We start from the raw sequence: 21,490 nt of genomic DNA, 5'->3' as shown, positions 1-21,490 counted from the left end.
TCTATTACAATTTATCAGCATCACAAAATATAAAAGACATAGCACCAGTTGCTGATTTAACTGATTTAAATTCATCAAAACATAGATTTTTAGGTAAGTAATTAAAATTTGGTTTATAATCGTAAAAAGCTTGATCAGTAATTCTATTAACAGTTACATGAGAGACATTGTATCTAAAAGAAATGTCTTTTTCTGAAATTTTTTCCTTATTTAATAATATGTTTGTCCATAGTATGTCCACAATGATAACATGCATTAGGCATATAGGTTAATGTAGCATAAAAAACTTTAGATTTAAGGTTATTAATAATTTTTTCAGAGTAATAATTATCATTAAAAGTTATATTAGGGTCTTTTAAATTAAGCAAATTTCGTATAAAATTATTATGAGACATGAGAAATCACTCCTTTTATGATTTTTTTGTGGTGATTAAATTATAACTAAGTGATTCTCTCTTGTCTCGTTTTTTTATACAAAAATTTAGTGTTAGTTTTCACCAACACTAAATATTATAGACCCAAATAAATTCCGAACAATGGTATAATATAAATAGATATCATGAGAAGGAATTTAAATGGCAAAACGTTATGAAGAACCATTCAAAAAACAAATAGTAGCATTATTTAATAATGATAAATCACTGGCAGATATTAATAGAGAATATGGTATTGCAAAATCTACGGTTAAGGAGTGGATAGAGAGATATAATAATTCAGGTTCATTTGATATTAACGCTATGTGTAAGCTTCTTAAGATACCAAGAAGTCTTGTATACTATCATATTAATAATAGATTAAAAACCAATAAGATTTCTAAAGAAGAAGTAAAATTAGAAAATGAAATTATTAGAATATTCAAAGAAAGCAGAAATAATTATGGTACTAGAAAAATAAAAAAGCAATTATATAGAAAAGGAATTATAGCTTCAAGAAGGAAAATAGCATATATTATGAATAAATACTCTCTAGTATCTAAATTATACAGTAGCACAATATAAGGTACACAAAAAAAGATACAATGAAGATAAAATACCTAATACAGTAAATAGAGAATTTAAAGATAGAGAGAAATTGGAAGTTGTAGTTAGTGACCTTACCTATGTTAGAATAAATAAAAAATGGGCTTATATATGTGTATTACTTGATTTACACAATAGAGAAATAATAGGATATAGTGTAGGAGATAATAAGAATGCAGATTTAGTATATCAAGCTTTTCTTAACTGCAAATATCCTTTATCAGAAATAAAACTATTCCATACTGACAGAGGAAATGAATTTAAGAATAAAACTATAGATGCAGTTATTAATGCCTTTAATATAGAAAGATCTCTAAGCAATAAGGGTTGTCCATATGATAATGCAGCAGCTGAAAGTTTATATAATATATTAAAAACAGAGTTTGTAAAAAATAGAGAGTTTAAGAACTTAAATGAGTTGAGGTTAGAGCTAGGAGATTATATAAATTGGTATAATAATCATAGATTACATGGCTCATTAGATTACTTAACACCAATGGAATATAAAGAAAAAAGAAATTAGAAGTACTAGATTTAAATATATATATTCATAGGATTAATGATTGTTCGGTAAAAATATGTCCAAAAAAGTGTTGACATATCATAAAATGTAAAAATTAGAAGCGGTACAAATCCGATTATGTGGTAATAGCCTAGACCAGCCACAAGCCTAATATTTTAAAGGTGCCACATTACCAAAGTGGTGAAGGTTATATGGGTTTTGGGGGATGCACTACTTCAAAAGACTTATACAGTTGATTTCCTTACAAAGAAGAGAGTAGAAAATAACAGAGAAGTTCCAATGTATTACGTTGAAGAAAGTCATCTACCAATTATTGATAAAGATATGTGGGAAGCAGTATAACTTGAACTGAAGAGAAGAAAAGTTTTTGCAAAAAAGTATGGAAATTATATAAACTTTTTTCATTTCATATCGGAAAATATTTACAATGAAATTATTGACAAATTTGGAATTGGAGGGGTAGAATAATTATTGTAAACAAGTTTGTTTATGTAGTTGATAGAATTATCACAAATATTCAAAGAGCAGTACTTTTAAACTGGAAATTGTTTGGAAAATTGACTTTTAAATATGGTCCTGCACTTTCTAAATCTGATTCTAAGTAGTAAGTAATTTTTCATCCACTTCTCCGATATTATAGGAAAAGTGGATGAATTCTTTTGAAATATATTTATGTATTAGTTAGTAGTCAGGACAAAAAAACTACTAAAATGGTAAAGGGGGAAATACTTTGTTGAAAAATTTTTTAGATAAAAACAATAAAGTTTATAAATTGCCAAAAAAATATTCGAAAAGAATTGAAGTTTTGGATTTTCTTATAGATAAATTTGAAAAAGGAAGAATTTATTCGGAAAAGGAAGTAAACTTAATATTAAATAATTACCATTCATTTAATGATCCTTGTGCAATTCGAAGGGAGTTATTTGATAATTTATATTTAGGACGTTCAAAAGATTGTAAAGAATATTGGAGAATAAAATAAAGGGGAATGAGCTATTGAATATAGAATTAATAATTTAATGCCTGAAATTAAAAATTTAAAAAGTTTAAAAAATAGAACTTTTTTTGTTGGAAATGAAAGTGGATTTGAAGATGATATTTTATAAATCTTAGGATTTGACATTGTCAGATTACGAGGATTCAGAGACTTATGATAAATTACACATCGTCTGTATCAGTTTATACTTAGTAAAACGATTATTAATGAAAAAAATTTAAGGTAGAGGTGTAGATATGAATGTAGAAATAAAAAATGTATCCCACAAGTACTTAAAAAACAAAAATAAATCTTTGGATAATGTTAATATGTCGATAACTAAAGGTATATTTGGTCTGATTGGTGAAAATGGAGCAGGGAAAACAACTCTTTTAAAAACGTTAGCAACTGTAATGCCGGTGCAAGATGGTGCTATAAGTATTGATGGATATGATATAACGAAGGATATTGAAAAAGTAAGAAGACATATTGGATATCTACCTCAAAAATTTGATTTTTTTGAGAGTCTTACTGTCTATGAGATGCTTGATTATATTGCTTTATTAAAGAATGTTAAAGCAGAAGAGCGAGAACATGAAATAACATTGCTGATTCAACAATTTAATCTACAAGATAAAATAAATAGCAAGATTAAGAGCTTATCAGGAGGAATGAAGCAGCGATTAGCAATAGCTCAATCTCTATTAGGCAATCCAAAATTGGTTATATTAGATGAACCAACCGTTGGACTTGATCCTAATGAACGTTTGAGATTTAGAAATATCATCAACGAAAAAAGTGGTGAACGGATAATTATTATCTCAACACACATTATTTCTGATATTGCGATGTTATGTAATAATATCGGAATTATGAAAAAAGGAAAAGTAGTCTATTGTGGTTCAATAGATAATCTTCTTGAACTTGTTGAGGGCAAAATTTATGTTGACAAGTTGAATATCCATGACGAAGTTGATAGAACAAAATACAAAAAAATTATCTCAATTCTTAGAAAGAAGAATGTTGTTGAAGTACGATTCATTCTGGATACACCTTTAGACGCTACTTATGAACAGGTTACACCTACTTTAGAAGATGCTTATTTTTACATCATGTTCTTAGATGAAGGTGTTCAATTATGATGGCAATAATCAAGAAAACGATAAAAATATGTAATGTTGAGATTTATAATGGTTTGGCTTATAGATTGTTAATAAATGTACTAGTACTTTTATTCATTATTGGTTTGCAATTTGGAGATATTACATTAAAAGTAAGTAGCAATTATTTTGTAACGACATGGATATCTGTTAATGTGTATTTTATTTTTTCTCTGTTCAGAAAAAAGAATAGAGCTTTCTTGTTGGAGCTTAGTGATTTGTCAAGTAATAGGAAGCTGTTAATGTTATATATGGTTGCAGGAATTATGAATGTTGGATGGGGGGGATTTATTTTTTTTCATCTTGTGTTTGTAATGAAGGCGACGATTCTAAATGCCTTAATGGTTACCGTACTTCAGTATGTTTTTGCTCTATCAATAGGTGCTGTAGGTGGTATTTTGTATAAAAAATATGTTGGTATCATGATAATCATCGGTCTTGCAGTTGTTAACTTTATTTCTTATAACCCGTTAATTTATGATGGCTCTAGTCACTTTTTATCAATAAGTGAACAATTATATGCGATTAATGTGCCTAATATTATTAACATTATAAGTCTAATATTATTATCATTATTAAGTACATTTGTAACGGATGTTTTATCAAAATCACATAAAAGGTTTAAAGGTGCAAAGCTGATGATATTGATGATAGTATGTGTTGCTTCTTACGTAATTATGATTTTTTATGACTTCTCAAAATATGAAAGCCTTGTAAAAGAGGATTATGTCACCATAGCTATGGATGATCATATAGTTGAATATAAAGATATCCCAATAGATAAGGTTGAGGTCATTTATTCAATTGTATCAGAGTTTGAAAAACATTATCAGAACATACAATCAGAGACTCTGTATTCAAAGTACATAATGGATAAAACATATCTATCTGAACTTTCTTGGAAATTAAAGGGCATAATTCCAAAAACTGCGGTTTTTAATAAGGATACCATGTATATTCATGTATTATCAGACTCAATGATATATTTTGAAGATGCTGATTTGTTACGCAATTTTATGGATGAAATGAAATGTTCGATGGTTCTTAATATTAAAGGTTATAATCAGAGTAGATATACCAGACAGTTGGTAGAAGGTTATAGTATTGCTATTATGAAGGAGATAAGTGGTGATTTAGATTTGGAACAAGCTCGGAAGGTAGAAGACTATTATATAAAAGAGATTGAAGACATTTTTAGTTATCCAACCACTCAGTTTAATTTTGTTTATAGAGTGGCATTGATTATATATAATAAATTCCCTTCATTAGCTGGATCAGTTTATGATGTAATTTTGAGGCAGAATCCACAATCAAACCAAGAATTCATTAAGTTACTTGAAGCTAATTTTAAAGATATTGTTAGGGATGAGGATATGTTAGCTATTTTAAGTCGAGTAGATAAAGAGTAGAAAAGGGGGAATCTTATAGAAATGTACACAATATTGCGCGTAAAATGGAATGCATTAAAAAGAACAAAAGCTTTTTATTTTTTAGTTATTTTTAACTATTTTTTGTTAGCGATGGTTGATACAAAATCGTTTGTTCTGATTCTAGGCATTGAAAGTTATATATTTAGATATGTTTTTCAACAATTTTGGATTGTTATAACCAGTGCTTTATTCGTCCACATAGTTTTTAATGAAAAAACGATTGATAGTATAAAAAATTATATGATTATTTATGTGAGAGACATCAAAAAGGAAATCTATGGGTCAGCACTACTGTGTATAATAGTAAATGTTGTCGCTTTGTTTATTGGACAGTTCATCTTGTTGATTATTAATTATATCTACTATAGAAAAGTGCTATTGACCCTTTCAATAGTAAATTTCATTATTGTTTCTTTGCAGATTGTTATCAGTATATTATTTGTGATGAGTTTGCGGATGTATTTCAAAAAGAACCTACTTGTTTTTGGGTTATTCTATTTGATAATAATGCTTATGATAACGATTAATAACGTTTTTATTACCATGCCATTGACGATAAAGATACTTGGTATTGGTGGAGAAGGGTACTATATTACTTATGGATGGCAACTATGGGTTGGGAGAATTATTCTATTGGTAATGAGTTATATTGCATTTAGACTGTCTACGAATAAATTGAATGAGGAATTGAAAAATGGATAGGTACATGTTTTACCTGAAACAATCAGCCATGCTGGATATTTTGAATTGGAAGAATATCTTCTAGTAAATTGTTTAGATGATTTTAGTCAAAAGATTTGTCGAATAATAATTAAATTGATTACTTATTATGATGCTGAAATTTATTTAACAGAGTTTCCTGAAGAAAAAAGTAGATTGAAGTTTTATGAGTGTGAATATAAAAATATTCTTGTTAGTATACATGGTGAATTTTCAGTAGCTATATATGGCGAGAATGAAGAAGTATTAAAATTAGTAGAAAAACTTGTTAACCAAGAGAATTTATTTTTGAGAAAGAGTATTAGTTAATAATGATGTTTTGTTTTATTATAAATATAAATTTATAATTTTTTGAAGGCTACTTCCTAATAAGCTAGATATAAAATCTATTAAACTAATTATTCCCATAAAAACACCAAGAATTAAAGATAATTTTAAAATAATTTTTAAATACGAATTTGTAAATAAAAATGGTTGATTATATGGATTAAAAGAATTATAAAATTTATAAGCTATTTGAACAGCTTTTTTAAAATTAAATAGTCCATACATAGAAAAAATCAATAATATTATATTAGAAAACTCAACTATAAATTTATATAAAGACATTGAATCACTCTTTCTTTTTAATATATGTTTAATTATATCACAATATTATTTAAGAGATATATTTGTTGATTATCATATAAAAAGTATTTACAAAACTTAAGATAGATGATATAATTTTTATCAAATAATGATAATAATTATCAATATCAATAAAGTGCAGAGGAGGCTAATATTAATGAAAAAAGCAACTATAATTTATTGGAGTGGTACAGGTAATACTGAAATGATGGCAAATGCTATTGCTGAAGGGGTAAAAGTTAATGGAATTGATGTAGAAGTAGTTAGAGTAGAAGATGCAAACAAAGATATGGTTATTAACTCAGAGATTCTTGCATTTGGTTGTCCTTCTATGGGTATAGAAGTTTTAGAAGAAGAGTTTATGGAGCCATTTATTGAGTCTTTAAGTGATATTGATTTTTCAGGCAAGACAGTTGCGTTATTTGGCTCTTATGATTGGGGTGATGGTGAATGGATGAGAAATTGGGCAGAAAGAATGAAGCAATATGGAGCTAATTTAGTAGATGAAGAAGGTTTAATTATTCACTTAACTCCTGATGATGAAGGAATAGATAATTGTAAAGCATTAGGAGAACAATTGGCTAGGGGATAAATAATTAATTGCCACCATGAGATTTATTCGGTGGCAATTTTTTTATTGGTTTAGTAAATTAAGTAAATAATTTTCGTTTAAAATTGTAATAGTTCTATTTTGTATTTGAATAATTTTTTGATTACAAAGGATTTTTAATTCTCTAAATAGAGATGGTCTAGATACATTTAGATGCTCTGACCATGTTTTTTTGGAGTATGGTAAAAAGATAACATTATTGTATTTATATTCGTTCATAAGATATAGTAGTGAAAATGCAATTTTTTGTTGAATAGATGAGTAAGATAATAGTTCTGTTTTTAGATTTAATAAAAGTATACGATTAGCGAATGAATTTAAAAAATTAGTCAATAATAAAGAATCTTTACTTAATAAATTGAGAATATTTTGTTTAGTAATGAGGAGAATAGTACTTTTTGTTTTGGCGAAAATATTACAAGGGTATGTACTTGCTTTTGAAAAAGCAGATCCTTCACCAAATAGGTCGCCTTTTTTCTTGTAAAGAATACTGATAACTTTTCCAGAAGCTAAATTTTTTTGCACTTCAATACATCCTTCTAAAATAATTCCAATATATTTGGGTGGTTGATCTACGCTAAAAATTAAATCTCCTTTTTTATAATGTTTTATTATGTAGTTAATAGAAGATAAAGCGATATTTATTTCTTGTTGTGTTTTGTTTTTAAAAAGAATAGAATTGCTAAGAATGTTAGATATATTTTTCATATTAACCTCCAAATTTTTTAAAAATTTTTTTCAAAAGTATCTCCAGATACGTGTGATTTAAAATTATTGTACTATAATGATAATTGGATGTAAATAAAAAAGATAATCATTATCACTGGAGGGGGTTATGTATAGTGTTGGAATAGATATTGGATATTCTACATTAAAGTGTATAGTGTTGGATGATGAAAAAAAACAAGTTTTTCAGAATTATATCTTTCATCATGGAAATGTAAAAGAATTATTGAATAAAGAATTGTGTAATATTGAAAAGAAATTCAATATAAAAAAGTGCTATATTGGATTTACAGGAACGCATGGAAAAGTGTTTGAAAAGTATCATGTGAATGATATTTTAGCACTTGTAGAAGGGGGGTTATATACCAATGAAAATATTCAATCTATTATTGAAATAGGAGCTCAAACTTCTAGGTATATTACGGGATTTTCAAAGGATAATAAGTCAAATATAAAATTTTCTATGAATTCAAGTTGTTCAGCTGGTACAGGATCTTTTTTAGAAGAACAAGTATCGAGATTAGGCATTAAATTAGATGAATACTCAAATTATACTCAAAAAGCTACAAAAATACTTAGAATTGCGGGTAGATGTAGTGTGTTTTCTAAGACAGATATGATTCATCATCAACAAGAAGGTGCAAAAATTGAAGATATATTATTAGGATTGTCATATGCACTTGTCAGAAATTACAAAGCAAATGTGTTGCAGCGAATGAAACTTGCAAAACCAGTTATGTTTGTTGGTGGTGTGGCAAAAAATAAAGGAGTTATTAAAGCTTTAAAAGATGTTTTTCAATTGGATGATGATTTGCTGATTTATGATAATTGTTCGAATATAGGAGCTTTAGGGGCAGCCTTATTGGCAAGAGATAGAAATATATTATGTGATTTAGAAAATATATTTGAGCAATTAAAAGCCATGGCTATAAAAAATAATGATGAATTTTTTTATAAACAGCTTCAGGAATATGGAGATAATGATTGTGTAGGTAAACATGTTTGTAAAGTTACAAATAATACTATTGTTGATGGTTATATAGGAATAGATATAGGTTCTACTAGTACGAATCTTGTATTAATAGATAAAAATAAAAATGTATTATCTTATAGATATTTAAGAACGAAAGGAAATCCTAAAAAAGCTGTAAAACAGGGAATAAAATCAATTCAAGATGAATTTAAAGGAAGATTAAAAATACGAGGTATTGGTACAACAGGTTCGGGTAGAGTTATGATTGGAAAAGAAATAAAAGCAAATTTGATTGTAAATGAGATTACAGCACAGGCTAAAGGTGCTATTGAAATGGATAAAGATGTAGATACGATTTTTGAAATAGGAGGGCAGGATTCAAAATATATAAGAATACAAAATGGGCGTGTTGTTGATTTTGAAATGAATAAGATTTGTGCTGCTGGTACAGGTTCATTTATTGAGGAACAAGCAAAGAAATTAGGAATCTCTATAGAAGAATATGAAAAAATTGCGTTAAAAGGGAAAAAACCTTTAAATTTAGGAGACAGGTGTACTGTTTTTATAGAAGGAAATATTTCAAAAGCTATAGCACAAGGAAAAAGTAAAGAAGACATTGCGGCTGGACTTAGTTATTCTATTGTTCAAAATTATTTAAATAGAGTAGTTGCAAATAAACCTATAGGAAATAGAATTTTTTTACAAGGAGGAATAGCATACAATCAGGCGGTAGTGAATGCATTTAGAGCAGTACTTGGAAAGGAAATTACTGTTCCACCGTTTTTTAGTGTTACAGGAGCATATGGTGTAGCATTATTAACAAAAGAAGAAGTAGAGAGCAAAAAGAACAAAAAAGTTATATCTCATGAATTACGAGATATGGAAAGTGAAATTAAGGAATTGTTCTTAAAGGGATATACAGAAAAAATAGATGATAAGAAACTTACGATAGGAATTCCTAGAGTTTTATTTATGCATAAATTATTTCCAATGTTTAACGAATTTTTTAAAGTTTTAGGATTTAATGTTTTATTATCTGAAGAAACAAATAAAGAAATAATAGCATTAAGTCAAGAATATTCATTAGATGAAACTTGTTATCCTATAAAACTTATTAATGGTCATGTAGCAACACTTATTAATAAAGGTGTAGATTATATATTTTTGCCTAGCTTATATACAATGAAGCATCCAATATCTAAGGCAAGAGAAAATTATGCATGTGTATATATGCAAACTGTGCCACAAATTGTATCACGGATTATGGATTTGGAAAAAAAGGGGATTAAACTTTTATCTCCAGCTTTGTCTTTTAAGTTTGGCAAAAAATATATGATGAAAGCATTGATGGATTTAGGGCAAAAGCTTGGTAAAAATAAAATTCAGACGGCACTGGCTTTGGCAAAAGGAATGAAGAGATTTAAAGAATTTGAAAAAGATGTTGAAAACTTAGGAAAAGAGTTAATTGATTCTCTCGAAGAAAATGAAAAAGCTTTTGTCATTATTACAAGAACTTATGGAATAGCAGATAAAGGTTTAAATATGGAGATTCCACGAAGATTGAGAGAAATGGGCTATAAAGTTTTTACTTTGTCCAATCTTCCTGCACATAATTATGATTTGTCTGATGATTATTCTAATATGTACTGGCCTTTTGGAGAACATATTTTATCAGGTGCAAAGATTGTAAAGGAAAATAAAAATCTTTATGCTATATATTTAACTAATCATGGTTGTGGACCAGATACGATATTAAGTCATTATTTTAAAGAAGAAATGGGAGAAAAGCCTTATTTACATATAGAAGTAGATGAGCATGCATCTAATGTTGGAGTAATAACAAGATTAGAGGCTTTTATAGAAAGTTTAAAAAATACTAAAATGAATGAAGTTGTCAATAAGACAGGGAAAATTATAAAGGAAAATCGTAATTTTCGAAAAAAAATATATATACCTTATTTATATCCGTATAGTCATTTGTTGCAGGGAATATTTAGAAAAAAAGGAATAGATGCAAATCTTCTTTCGCCTACAAATGAAAGGACTCTAGAAATTGGTAAAAAATATGCAACATCAAAAGAATATGTATCGTTAATAGCTTTATTGGGAGATGTATTTTCACAAATTCAAAATATAGAAAAAAATGCATCTATATGGATTCCACAAACGGAAGGTAGTGAGACGTTTGGACAATATAGTAGATTGTTAGAGCAAAAAATTAAACTGGAAGGTTATGGTGATATTACAGTTGAATCTCCGTTTATAGAAGATTTATTAGAATGTGAAAAATATGGAATGGATTTTTTATTAATACTTATTGCAGGAGATCTCGTTATGGCCGCAAATAGAGATCAAAGAGATGCTTATTTAAAAATAATATTAAATGAGATTAAAAATGAGACTTTTAATGAAGATTCATTGATAATGATAGCTAATAATATATACAAACAATTATCAAAAGAAAAATATGAAAAATATATCTATGCATTAGGGGAATTGAGTGTAGTATTTAATCCTATACTTAATAATTATCAACTTGAAAAATTGGAGTATAAAAATAAAGTTTATTATCAACCTATTTCAGAAACGATGTATTTTAGATGGGTAGATTTTTTGAGAAAAGAAAAAAGGAAAAACTCGTTACTAAGTAAAATGAAAAATATAATGAATCAAGTTTCAAAAGAACTAGGAGCATATAGTCCATTTGACAAAAATTTAGATGAGATGATAAAAATAGCTGATGAAAAATTGCCACTATATTCTGGAGGTAATGGAAGATATAGAATGGTAAAATCATTGAGATGTTCAGATAATATTAATGGTTTATTGCTTTTAAGTTCAATGTATGAAAATACAGGAACTATTTTGAAACTTTTAAAGAATCAAGATGAAAAAGTAATGAGTGTTCCTTCTATAGAATTGTGTTTTGATGGAACTTTACATAGTGGAAATGATGAAAAAATTAAAAATTTTATTTATTACATATAAAAAATAAAAATAAGGAGGAGTAAAAATGAAAGAAAAATTTTTAAAGAACATACCTTTTGAGGAAGTTTTGGAGTTGAAGGATTTGGTAGATTATGCAGAGGGAAGAGTAAGTAGTAAGACACTTGTACAAAGGAGCGATTTAAGTATAACGTTGTTTGCTTTTGATAAGGGAGAGGGGCTTAGTACTCACTCTGCACCTGGTGATGCGATGGTATATGTTATGGAAGGTAGTGTGAAAGTTAGTATTGGGGAAGATATAAATGTTGTTTTAAAAGAAGGACAAACAGCAGTTATGCCCGCGAATATTCCACACGCTTTAGAATCAATTGAAAAATTTAAAATGTTGCTTATAGTTGTAAAACCTCAAAAAGAAAATAAGAGATAGGAGATTTTATTTATGGTAGAAAAATATATAAAAAATATAGATTTTGAAAAAGTGTTAGATTTTAAAAATTTAATTGAATATGTAGAAGGAGGAGTTGAAAGTCGTACTCTTGTGCAAAGAGAAGATTTTAGTATAACTTTATTTGCTTTTGATCAAGGAGAAGGGGTAAGTGCTTATTCAATGCCTGGAGATACAATGATTTATGTATATGAAGGAAAGGCAGAAGTAGTTATTGATGAAGATAAAAAATTTATTCTTGAAAAAGGAAAAACAATTGTTGTACCACCAGATATGTTGCATAGTATTGATGTACTAGAAAAGTCAAAAATAATGATTATTATTGTTAAGTTACAAAGATAAGGAGGGGTGAAATATGGGGCGAAAAATCCTATTGAGCTTAATTCTAATATTGAGTATTACTGTATTTGGGGGTTGTAAGCAATCAGGAAATAAAGAGGTGGAAGTACCAAAAGAAGAAATAAAAATAGTTATAAGTGGACCAAAAGCGCCACCTACATTCCCGTTGTTAAGAATGATAGAAACAAAAGCACTAGGGGAAAATGTGAAAATTGACTTTAAAATATGGAATGGCGTGGAAGAATTATTGACTATTGCAACTAATTCGGAATATGGATTTTTAGCTGTACCAGTAAATACAGCAGCTAAGTTATATAATAAAGGTGTTGATATAAAGCTTACTAATGTAAATACATGGGGAGTTATGTATTTATCGACGACAGATTCAAAATGTAATCACTGGGAAGATTTAAAAGGGAAAAAGTTATATGTACCTTTTAAAAGTGCTCCGCCTGATATTGTTACACAATATTTTTTAGAAGAATATGGACTGAAAGTTGGAAAGGATGTTGATATTATTTATTCAACACCATCAGAGATTGCACAGATGGTAAAAGCGGGAGAGGTTGAATATGCCATGAATATAGAACCTTTTATAACAGCAAGTAAGATGGAGAATGAAAAATTAAGAGTTATTTTTGATTATATGAAAGAATGGAAAAAAATAAAAGGATCTGAATATGATATTCCTAATGCAGGGATTGTCACAAATAATAAATTTTTAAAAGAACATAAGGAGTTGGTAAAATTATTTGAAAAGGAATATGAAAAAGCGCTTATATGGACATTAGAAAATCCTAAAGAAGCAGCACAATTAGTAGAAAAATATCTTGGATTAAATAAAGATTTAATAGAAAAGTCTATGCCGACTTTAGGACTTAAATACAAACACTCTAATAATGCAAAGAAGGATTTAAAAAAGTATTATGAAACCCTTTTAAATTTCAAAGCAGATAGTATTGGAGGTAAAATTCCAAATGAGGATTATTATTACGAAGAAAAATAGGGATATTTTAAAAATGATTATTGGTATATTGCTGTTTTGGGGAGGATTATCGGTGATTTATTCACCTATAATCCTTCCAGGACCTATTAAAACATTGCAAGCTACATGGAATGTTTTTAATGATGTTAATTTTTTAAAACATGTATTGATTACTTTGAAAAGACTTTTTATAGGTCTTTTTGGTGCAGTTTTATTAGGAAGTATTTTAGGGATTGTAATAGGTGAAAACAAAAGAATGAAGTATTTATTTGAGCCTGTATTTCATATTATACAAGCTACGCCACCTATATCATGGTTAGCACTTGGAATGATTTGGTTTGGATTAGATGGACAAGCTACTGTATTTATTGTATTTATTGCAAGCATACCTATATTGATTATTAATATTATGGAGGGGTTTGAAAATATTGATCCTAAGCTTATTGAAATGGCAAGGATTTTTCGTTTTTCAAAAAAGGAAATATTGTTTGAAATTACACTTCCATCATTGAAGTCATATTTTAAATCTGGAATTACTATAGCTGTTGGATTAGGTTGGAAATTAGTAATTATGGGAGAAGTATTAAGTTCTAGTACTGGGATTGGAGCACAGATTACTAATGCACGATTGAATATTGAAACGGAGAAGGTATTAGCGTGGACAATTATTATTATTTTATTAGGGGTTTTATCTCAAAAATTAATAGATATGGCATTTGAATTTAGATGTAAGGGGAAAGATAGTTATGGTTTTGGAAATGAACAAAATAGAAAAAACATTTGGCAAGCTTATTGTATTAAAAGATTTTTCGTTAAAGGTAGATAAAAAGGAGATACTCTGTATTATCGGACCATCTGGGTGTGGAAAATCTACTATGCTCAATATTATATCGGGATATTTAACACCTTCTAGAGGAAATTTAGTAAACAAAAGTAAAAATATCAGTTATGTATTTCAAGAAGATAGATTACTTCCGTGGAAGACTGTTTATGAAAATATTTATATTGTTAATAAAAAGGCTTCAAAAAAGCAGATGAAATTATTGATTGAACAGGTAGGTCTTACAGGGTTTGAAGATCATTATCCTTTTGAATTAAGTGGAGGAATGAGGCAAAGGTGTGCTATTGCAAGGGCATTCAATTATGAAGCAGATTTATTACTTATGGATGAACCCTTTAAATCTCTTGATTATAATTTGAGATTTAATATGATTGAAAATTTATTAAATCTTTGGAAATTGAAACAAAATTCAATTATATTTGTTACTCATGAAATAGATGAAGCACTTTTGCTTGGAGATAGAATTTTAGTTCTATCAAATAGACCTACAAAAGTAATTAAGGAGTTTAAAATAGAAAAGTTAAAAAGAGAAAGGAGTTTAAGAGATGAAATATTAATGAAAATAAGAAGTGAGATTGTGAGTTGTCTTGTTTAGATTTTAAATTATTTAAAATATTTAATGAAAAAGTAACAAATTAAATTTAAAATGCCCAGTTTCCATTTTTAAATATTTGAATTTTTTCTCCATCTTTTGTTTCTCCTATTATATCAAGGTCTTTAGATCCTATCATAAAATCTTCGTGGATTAAAGAACTATTAGCACCAGCTTTTTCTAGTTCTTCTTCATTCATTTTGCTTCCACCTTCAATACAAATAGGATAAGCCATTCCTAGAGCCAAATGACAAGATGCATTTTCATCGAACAATGTATTATAAAAAATTGTATTAGAATTTGAAATCGGTGAATTATGAGGTACTAGAGCAACTTCTCCAAGATAACTTGATCCTTTATCTGTTTCTATTAATTTTTTTAATGTTTCGTACCCTTTTTCTGCTGAAAAATCGACAATTTTACCGTCTTTAAATGTTAAAGTAAAATTATCTATTAAGTTGCCTGCATAATTAAAAGGTTTTGTATTTTTAACAGTACCATTTACACCTGTTTTTAATGGCAATGTAAATACTTCTTCAGTTGGAATATTAGCAACAAAGTAAGTGCCTTTTGCATTATATTCTCCACCACCAGCCCATAGATGTTTTTCTGGAAGTTCAATAGTTAGGTCTGTATTTTTTGAAATAAAGTGGAGTTTTTTAAATTTTTTTTCGTTTAGAAATTTAACTTTTTTATCCATATTATCTAAGTGTTTGTTCCATTCTTTAATAGGGTCTTCTTTATCAACTCTAACTATTTTAAATATATTTTCCCAAAGTTTTTTGATAGCTTCATTTTCAGAAAGATCGGGGAATACTTTTTTTGCCCATCCTTTTGTAGGGATTGAAACTATTGACCAAGAAACAGTACTGTTCATTATGTATTCTCTATATTTTTTTAGGGCAATAGATCTTGTTTTGTTAGCAGTGGCAATTTTTTTAGGATCAACATCTTTTAAAAGTTCAGGATTTGATGCTGAAATTGAAAGAAAAGCAGCATTATTTTTGGCAAGTTCTTCATATCCCTCAGCTTTCCATTTAGGAAATTCTTTAAATGCTTCTTCTGGTGCATTTAAGTATTTTATGAGATTTAGTTCTTCGTCATTCCATTCAACATGCACATTTTTAGCACCTGCTTTATAAGCTGATTTTGCTACAAGTCTTACAAAGTCTGCACATTCTATTGGAGAATTTATAACAAGAGTTTGACCTTTTTGTATGTTAACTCCAATTTTTACTGTAAGATCTGCGTATTTTTGAAGAGTATTATTGAAACTATTCATTTTTCCACCCCTTTTATTTTTATTATTAGTTACTTTAATTCAATTATACAAAAATAAATAATATAAGTAAAAGAGCAAAAGAAATTTGAATTCTTTTGCTCTTTATTGAGTATTAAGCTATGTTTTTATTAGATATAGAAACATTTTCTTTGTAAGATTTAAACATCATTACTGTAGTATAAAGAACAATAAATATTAATAATAATTTTAGTAGATGAATATCCATTTTTTTAACTAAGAATGCAGCTATTAAAACACCTATTGGTCCCATTGTATTAATTGCCATTGAAGCTTTAGCAGAATGAGCATCTTCTTTTATAAATTTCATTCCTGCAAAAGGAAGTAATAATGCACAAGAGCCCATCATTATAGGAAAAGCGGCTATTGGTGCCATACCTAACATATAAACTAGAGTCATACATGGAGCAAAAAGTCCAATACCTAATGTATTTAAAGCTCCAAATATAAAGTTACCAATTATAGCAATAATAAGTTTACTACCACTAAGCTCCATGGCATTTCCACCAACAGGAAGAAGTTTTAATTGATCTGCAATTAAAATTACCGCCATGGTAAGTAGTGCAATTCCCATTGCAAGCTGTATAGTTTTTTTCGGCAATTTTGATATAAGTCCAGCTCCAACGATTGCTCCTATAAGAGCTGCTATAATCATAGAAAATAGAGTTAGAGGTTCAACTTTAATAGACGCTATAAATATACAAGCTTGAAATAAAGTTGGAATTGTAGCACCTACATTTAATGTTCCAGGAAGTTTTGCATCATCTACTAATTTGAAGTTTTTAAATAAAGATGTTTCAATAGCAAAACTGCTTAATCCTAAAGTATCGAAGAAATTTGCAAAAGCTCCAATTAAACCAATTTGTATAAAGCTTTCTTTTTCGAGTTTTCCTTCAGCTTTTCTTTTAAAATAAGCTTTAAAAAGCATTAATGCAAATGGTATTCCAGAAAGAATAATAATTCCTAAAAGTACTTTTGTCATTTTATACTCTCCTTTTGTTTGTTATTTAGTATTATGAAAACGTTTTTTAGTTATTTAATTATCAACCGCGGTTTCATCAAATTAGATTATATATGATTTTTGATGTTGCGTCTACCATATTTTAATATATTATGATTTTTTTGTCTGAATATATGAAAACTATGTATTTCAATATTTGTATGGATTCTATTAAAAAAAATATATGTAAAATAAATATTGTTTGAATATTTTAAAATTATATTAAAAAATGAATTTTACAATATATTTAAAAAATTATTACAATAATGAATATTTAAGATTGATTATTCGGTAAATATTGTTAAAATAATAACATTATTTAACGTGATTATTTACTTTCATTTACAATAAGTATTTAGTATTATTAAAGTAGATATTAAATCTAAAGGAGTGAGTGATGTGGGATATGTACATGTATATACTGGAAATGGAAAAGGAAAAACTACTGCAGCATTAGGTCTTTCTTTAAGAGCTATATGTGCAGGGAAAAAAGTGTTTTTTGGTCAATTTGTAAAGGGTATGAAGTATAGTGAAATAGATTCTACAAAGTATTTACCGAATTTCAATATAGAGCAATTTGGTAGAGGGTGTTTTATCAATAAAGATCCAGATAAGGAGGATATAGATTTTGCGGTAAGAGGGCTTGAAAGAATTAAAGAAATACTCTTAAATGGAGAATATGATATTGTAGTTTTAGATGAGCTTAATATTGCGCTTTATTTTAATCTTTTTTCAGTTAAAGATGTAATTGAGATAATAAAAAATAGATCACCGCATGTAGAAGTGATAATTACAGGTAGATATGCACCTAAAGAAATAATAGAAATTGCAGATCTTGTTACTGAGATGAAGGAAATAAAGCATTATTATAATGAAGGTGTACTCGCAAGAGAAGGGATAGAAAGGTAAATAAGCTGTGAAAGGAAGTGTTTAAAATTCCTATTTTAATAGCTGTATTGTCAATAATACTATTTTTATTAATTGGAAAATTATTATTTAATTCTTTTGTGTTTTTTTTAGGGATAGTTCTTATTATAGCTAGAGGGATTTTTAGTATATTTGGAATTGTTTTTATATGTTTTCTTTTTGGAATTTTGATTTTGCTTATATCAAAATTTGTAAAAGAAAAAGAAGTTAAATTGTCAAAAGAGGATATTAATGAGTATGTAAATACATGTATGAATTATATTAACAATATTAAAAACTATATTAAAGAAAAACTCATTATGCTAAATAAAGTGACTACTAATGGAAATGGGTTGTGTGATTATGAAGAAAATGTAAAAAGATATTATAGTTTAATTGATAATAGTGTAAAAAGTGAATTTGGATATGATTATATTGTTTATACACAAAATACATGTGAATATAATCAAGTTAATTGGAATTACAATATATTTAGTATTAAATATAATTTAAGTAAATATAAAAAAAGTTATAAAAAGGTAGATAGTATTTTTATTACATTTCATAAGCACAATACTTTAACCATGAAAGAAGTTTTAAGATTAGTTGAAGAATTTTTGCCAAAGGATTGTGCACAAATTGACAGCATTATTGAAAATAATTCTTCTAAAATAAAATACACAATTTTATATAAGAGTAATTTAATTAAGAAAAATAAATCTATAATAAAAGTAGTACTACTTAAAATTAAAGAGCCTCTTGTTCATAGTAAAGAAGATATAGTTGAATATAAAGAACAATTTGTTAGTGCTAAAATTTTTTAAGTCTCGTATTAATCGAGGCTTTTTTTGTTTGAAAATAAACGATTCATGTGGAACAAAATTCATATAAAAACCATATTATTATATTGTGAACAAATTTATCTAAAATTAGCCATGGCTAATTTAGGAGGGAAAAATTATGATAGTTCAACTTTCGCAGCTTGAAATAGGATATAGAGGTAGAGTTACAAATTTATTAAGTGAAGGGCTTTCAAGAAGGAGAATATTGGATTTAGGGATTGTTCCGGGAACGGTTATAACAGCTATAAGAAAAAGTCCTCTAGGAGATCCAATAGCGTATAAGATAAAGGAGGCTGTAATCGCACTTAGAAAAGAAGAATCAAGTAAAATTTTGGTTCAAGTAATAGATAAATAGAAAGGGGGGAGTATTGTGGGGTGTACATGTGAAACTTGTAAAAGATCGGTTTTAATAGAGGATTTTGATATGGATATTGAAGCTAAAGAAGAATTAGTAATAGCGTTGGCTGGAAATCCCAATGTCGGTAAAAGTACAGTTTTTAATGCTTTAACAGGGCTTAAACAACATACTGGTAATTGGCCGGGAAAAACTGTATCTAATGCTCGAGGGGTTTATAAACATAAAGATAAAAAGTTTATACTAGTAGATCTTCCAGGGACTTATTCGTTATTAGCTAATTCTGTTGAAGAACAGGTGGCAAGAGATTTTATATGTTTTGGAAAGCCAGATACTACTATTGTAGTAGCGGACGCAACTTGTCTTGAAAGAAATTTAAATATTGTACTTCAAGTGATGGAGCTTACTGATAATGTAGTGCTTTGTGTGAATCTTTTAGATGAAGCAAAAAGAAAAGGAATAGATGTAGATATAAAAAAACTTGAAGAAGAATTAGGCATTCCTGTTGTAGGAACATGTGCAAGAAAAGGAGAAGGTCTTGAAAAACTCATGGATAAAGTGTATAATGTCGCTTTGAAAATTGAAACATTTACTTCAAAAAAAATAACATACTCATTAAATATAGAAAATGAAATTGAAAAAATAGTTTTTAAACTAAAAGATATATTAGATGATAAAATTGATTTAAGGTGGGTAGCTTTAAGAATTATCGAAGGAGATAAAACAATAATTGATTCAATTTATAGATATATGTATAAAGAGAAAGATGTAGATTATAAATTAGAACAACTATCAAAATTAATAAATGAAGTTAATGTAGAAAACAGTTATAAATTTAGAGATGATATGGTAAGTAATATATACAATCAAGCTGAACAAATTGTAAAAAACGTAGTCAAAAAAAATAATGATGACAAAATAGATTGGGATAAAAAATTAGATGATATACTAACTTCAAAAATTACAGGATACCCAATAATGTTTATTCTTTTAGGATTAGTTTTCTGGGTAACAGTATCAGGAGCTAATATCCCATCAGCTATAATTGCAGATTTTTTATTTAGAATAGAAGGAAAAATTACAGAGTTATTTATCAACTTAAATGCACCTAAGTGGCTTCATGGAATTTTGGTACTTGGTATGTATAGAACTTTAGCGTGGGTTATATCTGTAATGCTTCCTCCTATGGCTATATTTTTTCCTTGTTTTACATTACTTGAGGATTTAGGATATTTACCTAGAGTTGCATTTAATTTAGATAGATTATTTAAAAAAGCAGGTACACATGGAAAACAGTCTCTTACTATGAGTATGGGGTTCGGGTGTAATGCAGCCGGTATAGTTGCATGTAGAATTATAGAGTCTCCAAGAGAAAGATTAATAGCAATGATTACTAATAATTTTGTTCCTTGTAATGGAAGATTTCCTACGTTAATAGCAATAGCATCTATATTTGTAGGTAGTGCATTTGCTAGTAAAAATTCTACTTTAGTTGCTGCATTTTTTGTATCTATTTTAGTTTTATTTGGCATTGTAATAACTTTAATAGTTTCATGGGTTTTATCAAAAACAATACTTAAAGGAGTTCCATCTTCTTTTACATTAGAATTACCTCCTTATAGAAAACCTCAAATAGGAAGAATAATATATACATCTATAATAGATAGAACTATCTTTGTGTTAGGTCGTGCAATTGTAGTAGCAGCACCCGCTGGATTTATAACTTGGATTTTTGCAAATGTTATAATAGCAGATAAAAGCATATTAGCACATATGGCTTCGTTTTTACAACCGTTTGGAAATTCTATAGGTCTTGATGGGTTTATTTTAGTGGCGTTTATTTTGGGATTTCCTGCTAATGAAATAGTAATTCCAATACTTATTATGAGTTACATGTCAGAAGGGGCTATGTTGGAATTAGATAGTTTATCAGCTATGAAAGATTTATTTATAGCTAATGGATGGACTTTTCTTACAGCTTTGAATGTTATGTTATTTTCACTGCTTCATTTTCCTTGTGGAACAACTCTTTGGACTATAAAAAAAGAAAGTGGGAGTGTTAAATGGACAGTATTTGCTGCATTGATGCCGACATTAGTTGCAATTTCAGTGTGTTTTATAACTACACAGATATCAAAGCTTATATTAGCTTTTCATTAAAATAAATATGGGATA

Annotated in this window: 22 protein-coding genes and 1 pseudogene; 18 read left to right on the top strand and 5 right to left on the bottom strand. The window is 27.9% G+C overall.

Going from position 1 to position 21,490, the window contains the following annotated elements; genetic code table 11:
• Positions 1–4: 4 nt before the first annotated feature.
• Complete coding sequence (locus tag BUA19_RS11725) at positions 5–241, bottom strand: hypothetical protein (protein ID WP_072725077.1); 237 nt, start codon at positions 239–241, stop codon at positions 5–7.
• A gap of 334 nt (positions 242–575) precedes the next feature.
• Here BUA19_RS11725 and BUA19_RS06955 point away from each other — a divergent pair.
• The 7 genes and pseudogenes from BUA19_RS06955 to BUA19_RS06930 all read left to right on the top strand — a co-directional run bounded on the left by BUA19_RS06955 (position 576) and on the right by BUA19_RS06930 (position 6,137).
• Positions 576–1,542, top strand: a pseudogene (locus tag BUA19_RS06955) (IS3 family transposase).
• Between the two features lie 198 nt (positions 1,543–1,740).
• Entirely contained in the window at positions 1,741–1,884 is a 144-nt protein-coding gene (locus BUA19_RS11720) for a recombinase family protein (RefSeq protein WP_178137465.1), read from the top strand.
• 388 nt (positions 1,885–2,272) lie between these two features.
• Positions 2,273–2,524 (top strand): DUF2087 domain-containing protein, encoded by a 252-nt coding sequence (locus tag BUA19_RS06950; RefSeq protein WP_072725073.1) that lies wholly within the window; start codon positions 2,273–2,275, stop codon positions 2,522–2,524.
• Positions 2,525–2,775: 251 nt separating this feature from the next.
• Positions 2,776–3,660, top strand: a complete 885-nt coding sequence (locus BUA19_RS06945; RefSeq protein ID WP_072725071.1) for an ATP-binding cassette domain-containing protein — start codon at positions 2,776–2,778, stop codon at positions 3,658–3,660.
• Positions 3,657–5,087, top strand: coding sequence for a hypothetical protein (locus BUA19_RS06940; protein ID WP_072725069.1), 1,431 nt, complete (start codon positions 3,657–3,659; stop codon positions 5,085–5,087). Before BUA19_RS06945 ends, BUA19_RS06940 begins: the two co-directional genes overlap by 4 nt.
• Positions 5,088–5,108: 21 nt before the next feature.
• Entirely contained in the window at positions 5,109–5,810 is a 702-nt protein-coding gene (locus BUA19_RS11525) for a hypothetical protein (RefSeq protein ID WP_072725067.1), read from the top strand.
• Between the two features lie 45 nt (positions 5,811–5,855).
• Positions 5,856–6,137 carry a hypothetical protein gene (locus BUA19_RS06930; RefSeq protein WP_072725065.1) on the top strand — a complete coding sequence of 94 codons (282 nt, stop codon included), beginning with the start codon at positions 5,856–5,858 and terminating at the stop codon, positions 6,135–6,137.
• Positions 6,138–6,155: 18 nt separating this feature from the next.
• Here the strand turns inward: BUA19_RS06930 and BUA19_RS06925 are convergent, their stop codons facing one another.
• Positions 6,156–6,437 (bottom strand): hypothetical protein, encoded by a 282-nt coding sequence (locus BUA19_RS06925; RefSeq protein ID WP_072725064.1) that lies wholly within the window; start codon positions 6,435–6,437, stop codon positions 6,156–6,158.
• A gap of 175 nt (positions 6,438–6,612) precedes the next feature.
• Here BUA19_RS06925 and BUA19_RS06920 point away from each other — a divergent pair, with 175 nt between their 5' ends.
• Positions 6,613–7,047 (top strand): flavodoxin, encoded by a 435-nt coding sequence (locus BUA19_RS06920; RefSeq protein ID WP_072725061.1) that lies wholly within the window; start codon positions 6,613–6,615, stop codon positions 7,045–7,047.
• 42 nt (positions 7,048–7,089) lie between these two features.
• On the opposite strand, the gene BUA19_RS06915 is transcribed toward BUA19_RS06920, so the two are convergent.
• Positions 7,090–7,773 carry a Crp/Fnr family transcriptional regulator gene (locus tag BUA19_RS06915; RefSeq protein WP_072725059.1) on the bottom strand — a complete coding sequence of 228 codons (684 nt, stop codon included), beginning with the start codon at positions 7,771–7,773 and terminating at the stop codon, positions 7,090–7,092.
• 127 nt (positions 7,774–7,900) lie between these two features.
• Here BUA19_RS06915 and BUA19_RS06910 point away from each other — a divergent pair, with 127 nt between their 5' ends.
• From BUA19_RS06910 to BUA19_RS06885, 6 genes are read left to right on the top strand one after another with little or no spacing between them, the layout of a single operon-like run.
• The gene (locus BUA19_RS06910) at positions 7,901–11,752 is read left to right on the top strand and encodes an acyl-CoA dehydratase activase (RefSeq protein ID WP_072725057.1); all 3,852 of its coding nucleotides are present in this window, start codon (positions 7,901–7,903) and stop codon (positions 11,750–11,752) included.
• 25 nt (positions 11,753–11,777) lie between these two features.
• Positions 11,778–12,137, top strand: coding sequence for a cupin domain-containing protein (locus BUA19_RS06905; RefSeq protein ID WP_072725055.1), 360 nt, complete (start codon positions 11,778–11,780; stop codon positions 12,135–12,137).
• A 12-nt stretch (positions 12,138–12,149) separates the two neighbouring features.
• On the top strand, positions 12,150–12,497 hold the full coding sequence (locus BUA19_RS06900) for a cupin domain-containing protein (protein WP_072725053.1): 348 nt from the start codon (positions 12,150–12,152) through the stop codon (positions 12,495–12,497).
• 13 nt (positions 12,498–12,510) lie between these two features.
• Positions 12,511–13,500, top strand: a complete 990-nt coding sequence (locus BUA19_RS06895; RefSeq protein ID WP_072725052.1) for an ABC transporter substrate-binding protein — start codon at positions 12,511–12,513, stop codon at positions 13,498–13,500.
• 52 nt (positions 13,501–13,552) lie between these two features.
• Positions 13,553–14,305 carry an ABC transporter permease gene (locus BUA19_RS06890; protein WP_178137466.1) on the top strand — a complete coding sequence of 251 codons (753 nt, stop codon included), beginning with the start codon at positions 13,553–13,555 and terminating at the stop codon, positions 14,303–14,305.
• Positions 14,226–14,915, top strand: a complete 690-nt coding sequence (locus BUA19_RS06885; protein WP_072725049.1) for an ABC transporter ATP-binding protein — start codon at positions 14,226–14,228, stop codon at positions 14,913–14,915. Before BUA19_RS06890 ends, BUA19_RS06885 begins: the two co-directional genes overlap by 80 nt.
• A gap of 46 nt (positions 14,916–14,961) precedes the next feature.
• Here the strand turns inward: BUA19_RS06885 and BUA19_RS06880 are convergent, their stop codons facing one another.
• Together BUA19_RS06880 and BUA19_RS06875 are read right to left on the bottom strand one after the other, a co-directional pair.
• A complete protein-coding gene (locus BUA19_RS06880) occupies positions 14,962–16,194 on the bottom strand; it encodes an aminopeptidase (protein WP_072725047.1) in 1,233 nt (410 codons plus the stop codon).
• 112 nt (positions 16,195–16,306) lie between these two features.
• On the bottom strand, positions 16,307–17,194 hold the full coding sequence (locus tag BUA19_RS06875) for a sulfite exporter TauE/SafE family protein (protein WP_072725045.1): 888 nt from the start codon (positions 17,192–17,194) through the stop codon (positions 16,307–16,309).
• 417 nt (positions 17,195–17,611) lie between these two features.
• Between BUA19_RS06875 and cobO the strand changes: the two genes are divergently transcribed.
• The 4 genes from cobO to feoB all read left to right on the top strand — a co-directional run bounded on the left by cobO (position 17,612) and on the right by feoB (position 21,475).
• Entirely contained in the window at positions 17,612–18,121 is a 510-nt protein-coding gene (gene cobO, locus BUA19_RS06870; RefSeq protein WP_143145389.1) for a cob(I)yrinic acid a,c-diamide adenosyltransferase, read from the top strand.
• 191 nt (positions 18,122–18,312) lie between these two features.
• Entirely contained in the window at positions 18,313–18,942 is a 630-nt protein-coding gene (locus tag BUA19_RS06865; protein WP_207645978.1) for a hypothetical protein, read from the top strand.
• Between the two features lie 136 nt (positions 18,943–19,078).
• Positions 19,079–19,315 (top strand): FeoA family protein, encoded by a 237-nt coding sequence (locus BUA19_RS06860; RefSeq protein WP_072725034.1) that lies wholly within the window; start codon positions 19,079–19,081, stop codon positions 19,313–19,315.
• A 15-nt stretch (positions 19,316–19,330) separates the two neighbouring features.
• Positions 19,331–21,475, top strand: coding sequence for a ferrous iron transport protein B (gene feoB / locus BUA19_RS06855; protein WP_072725032.1), 2,145 nt, complete (start codon positions 19,331–19,333; stop codon positions 21,473–21,475).
• Positions 21,476–21,490 lie beyond the last annotated feature (15 nt).

The organism is Tepidibacter thalassicus DSM 15285, from assembly GCF_900129915.1.
GTDB lineage: Bacteria > Bacillota > Clostridia > Peptostreptococcales > Peptostreptococcaceae > Tepidibacter > Tepidibacter thalassicus.
Note: the sequence above shows the minus strand (reverse complement) of the source record. Positions and strands in the feature narration are given on the sequence as shown.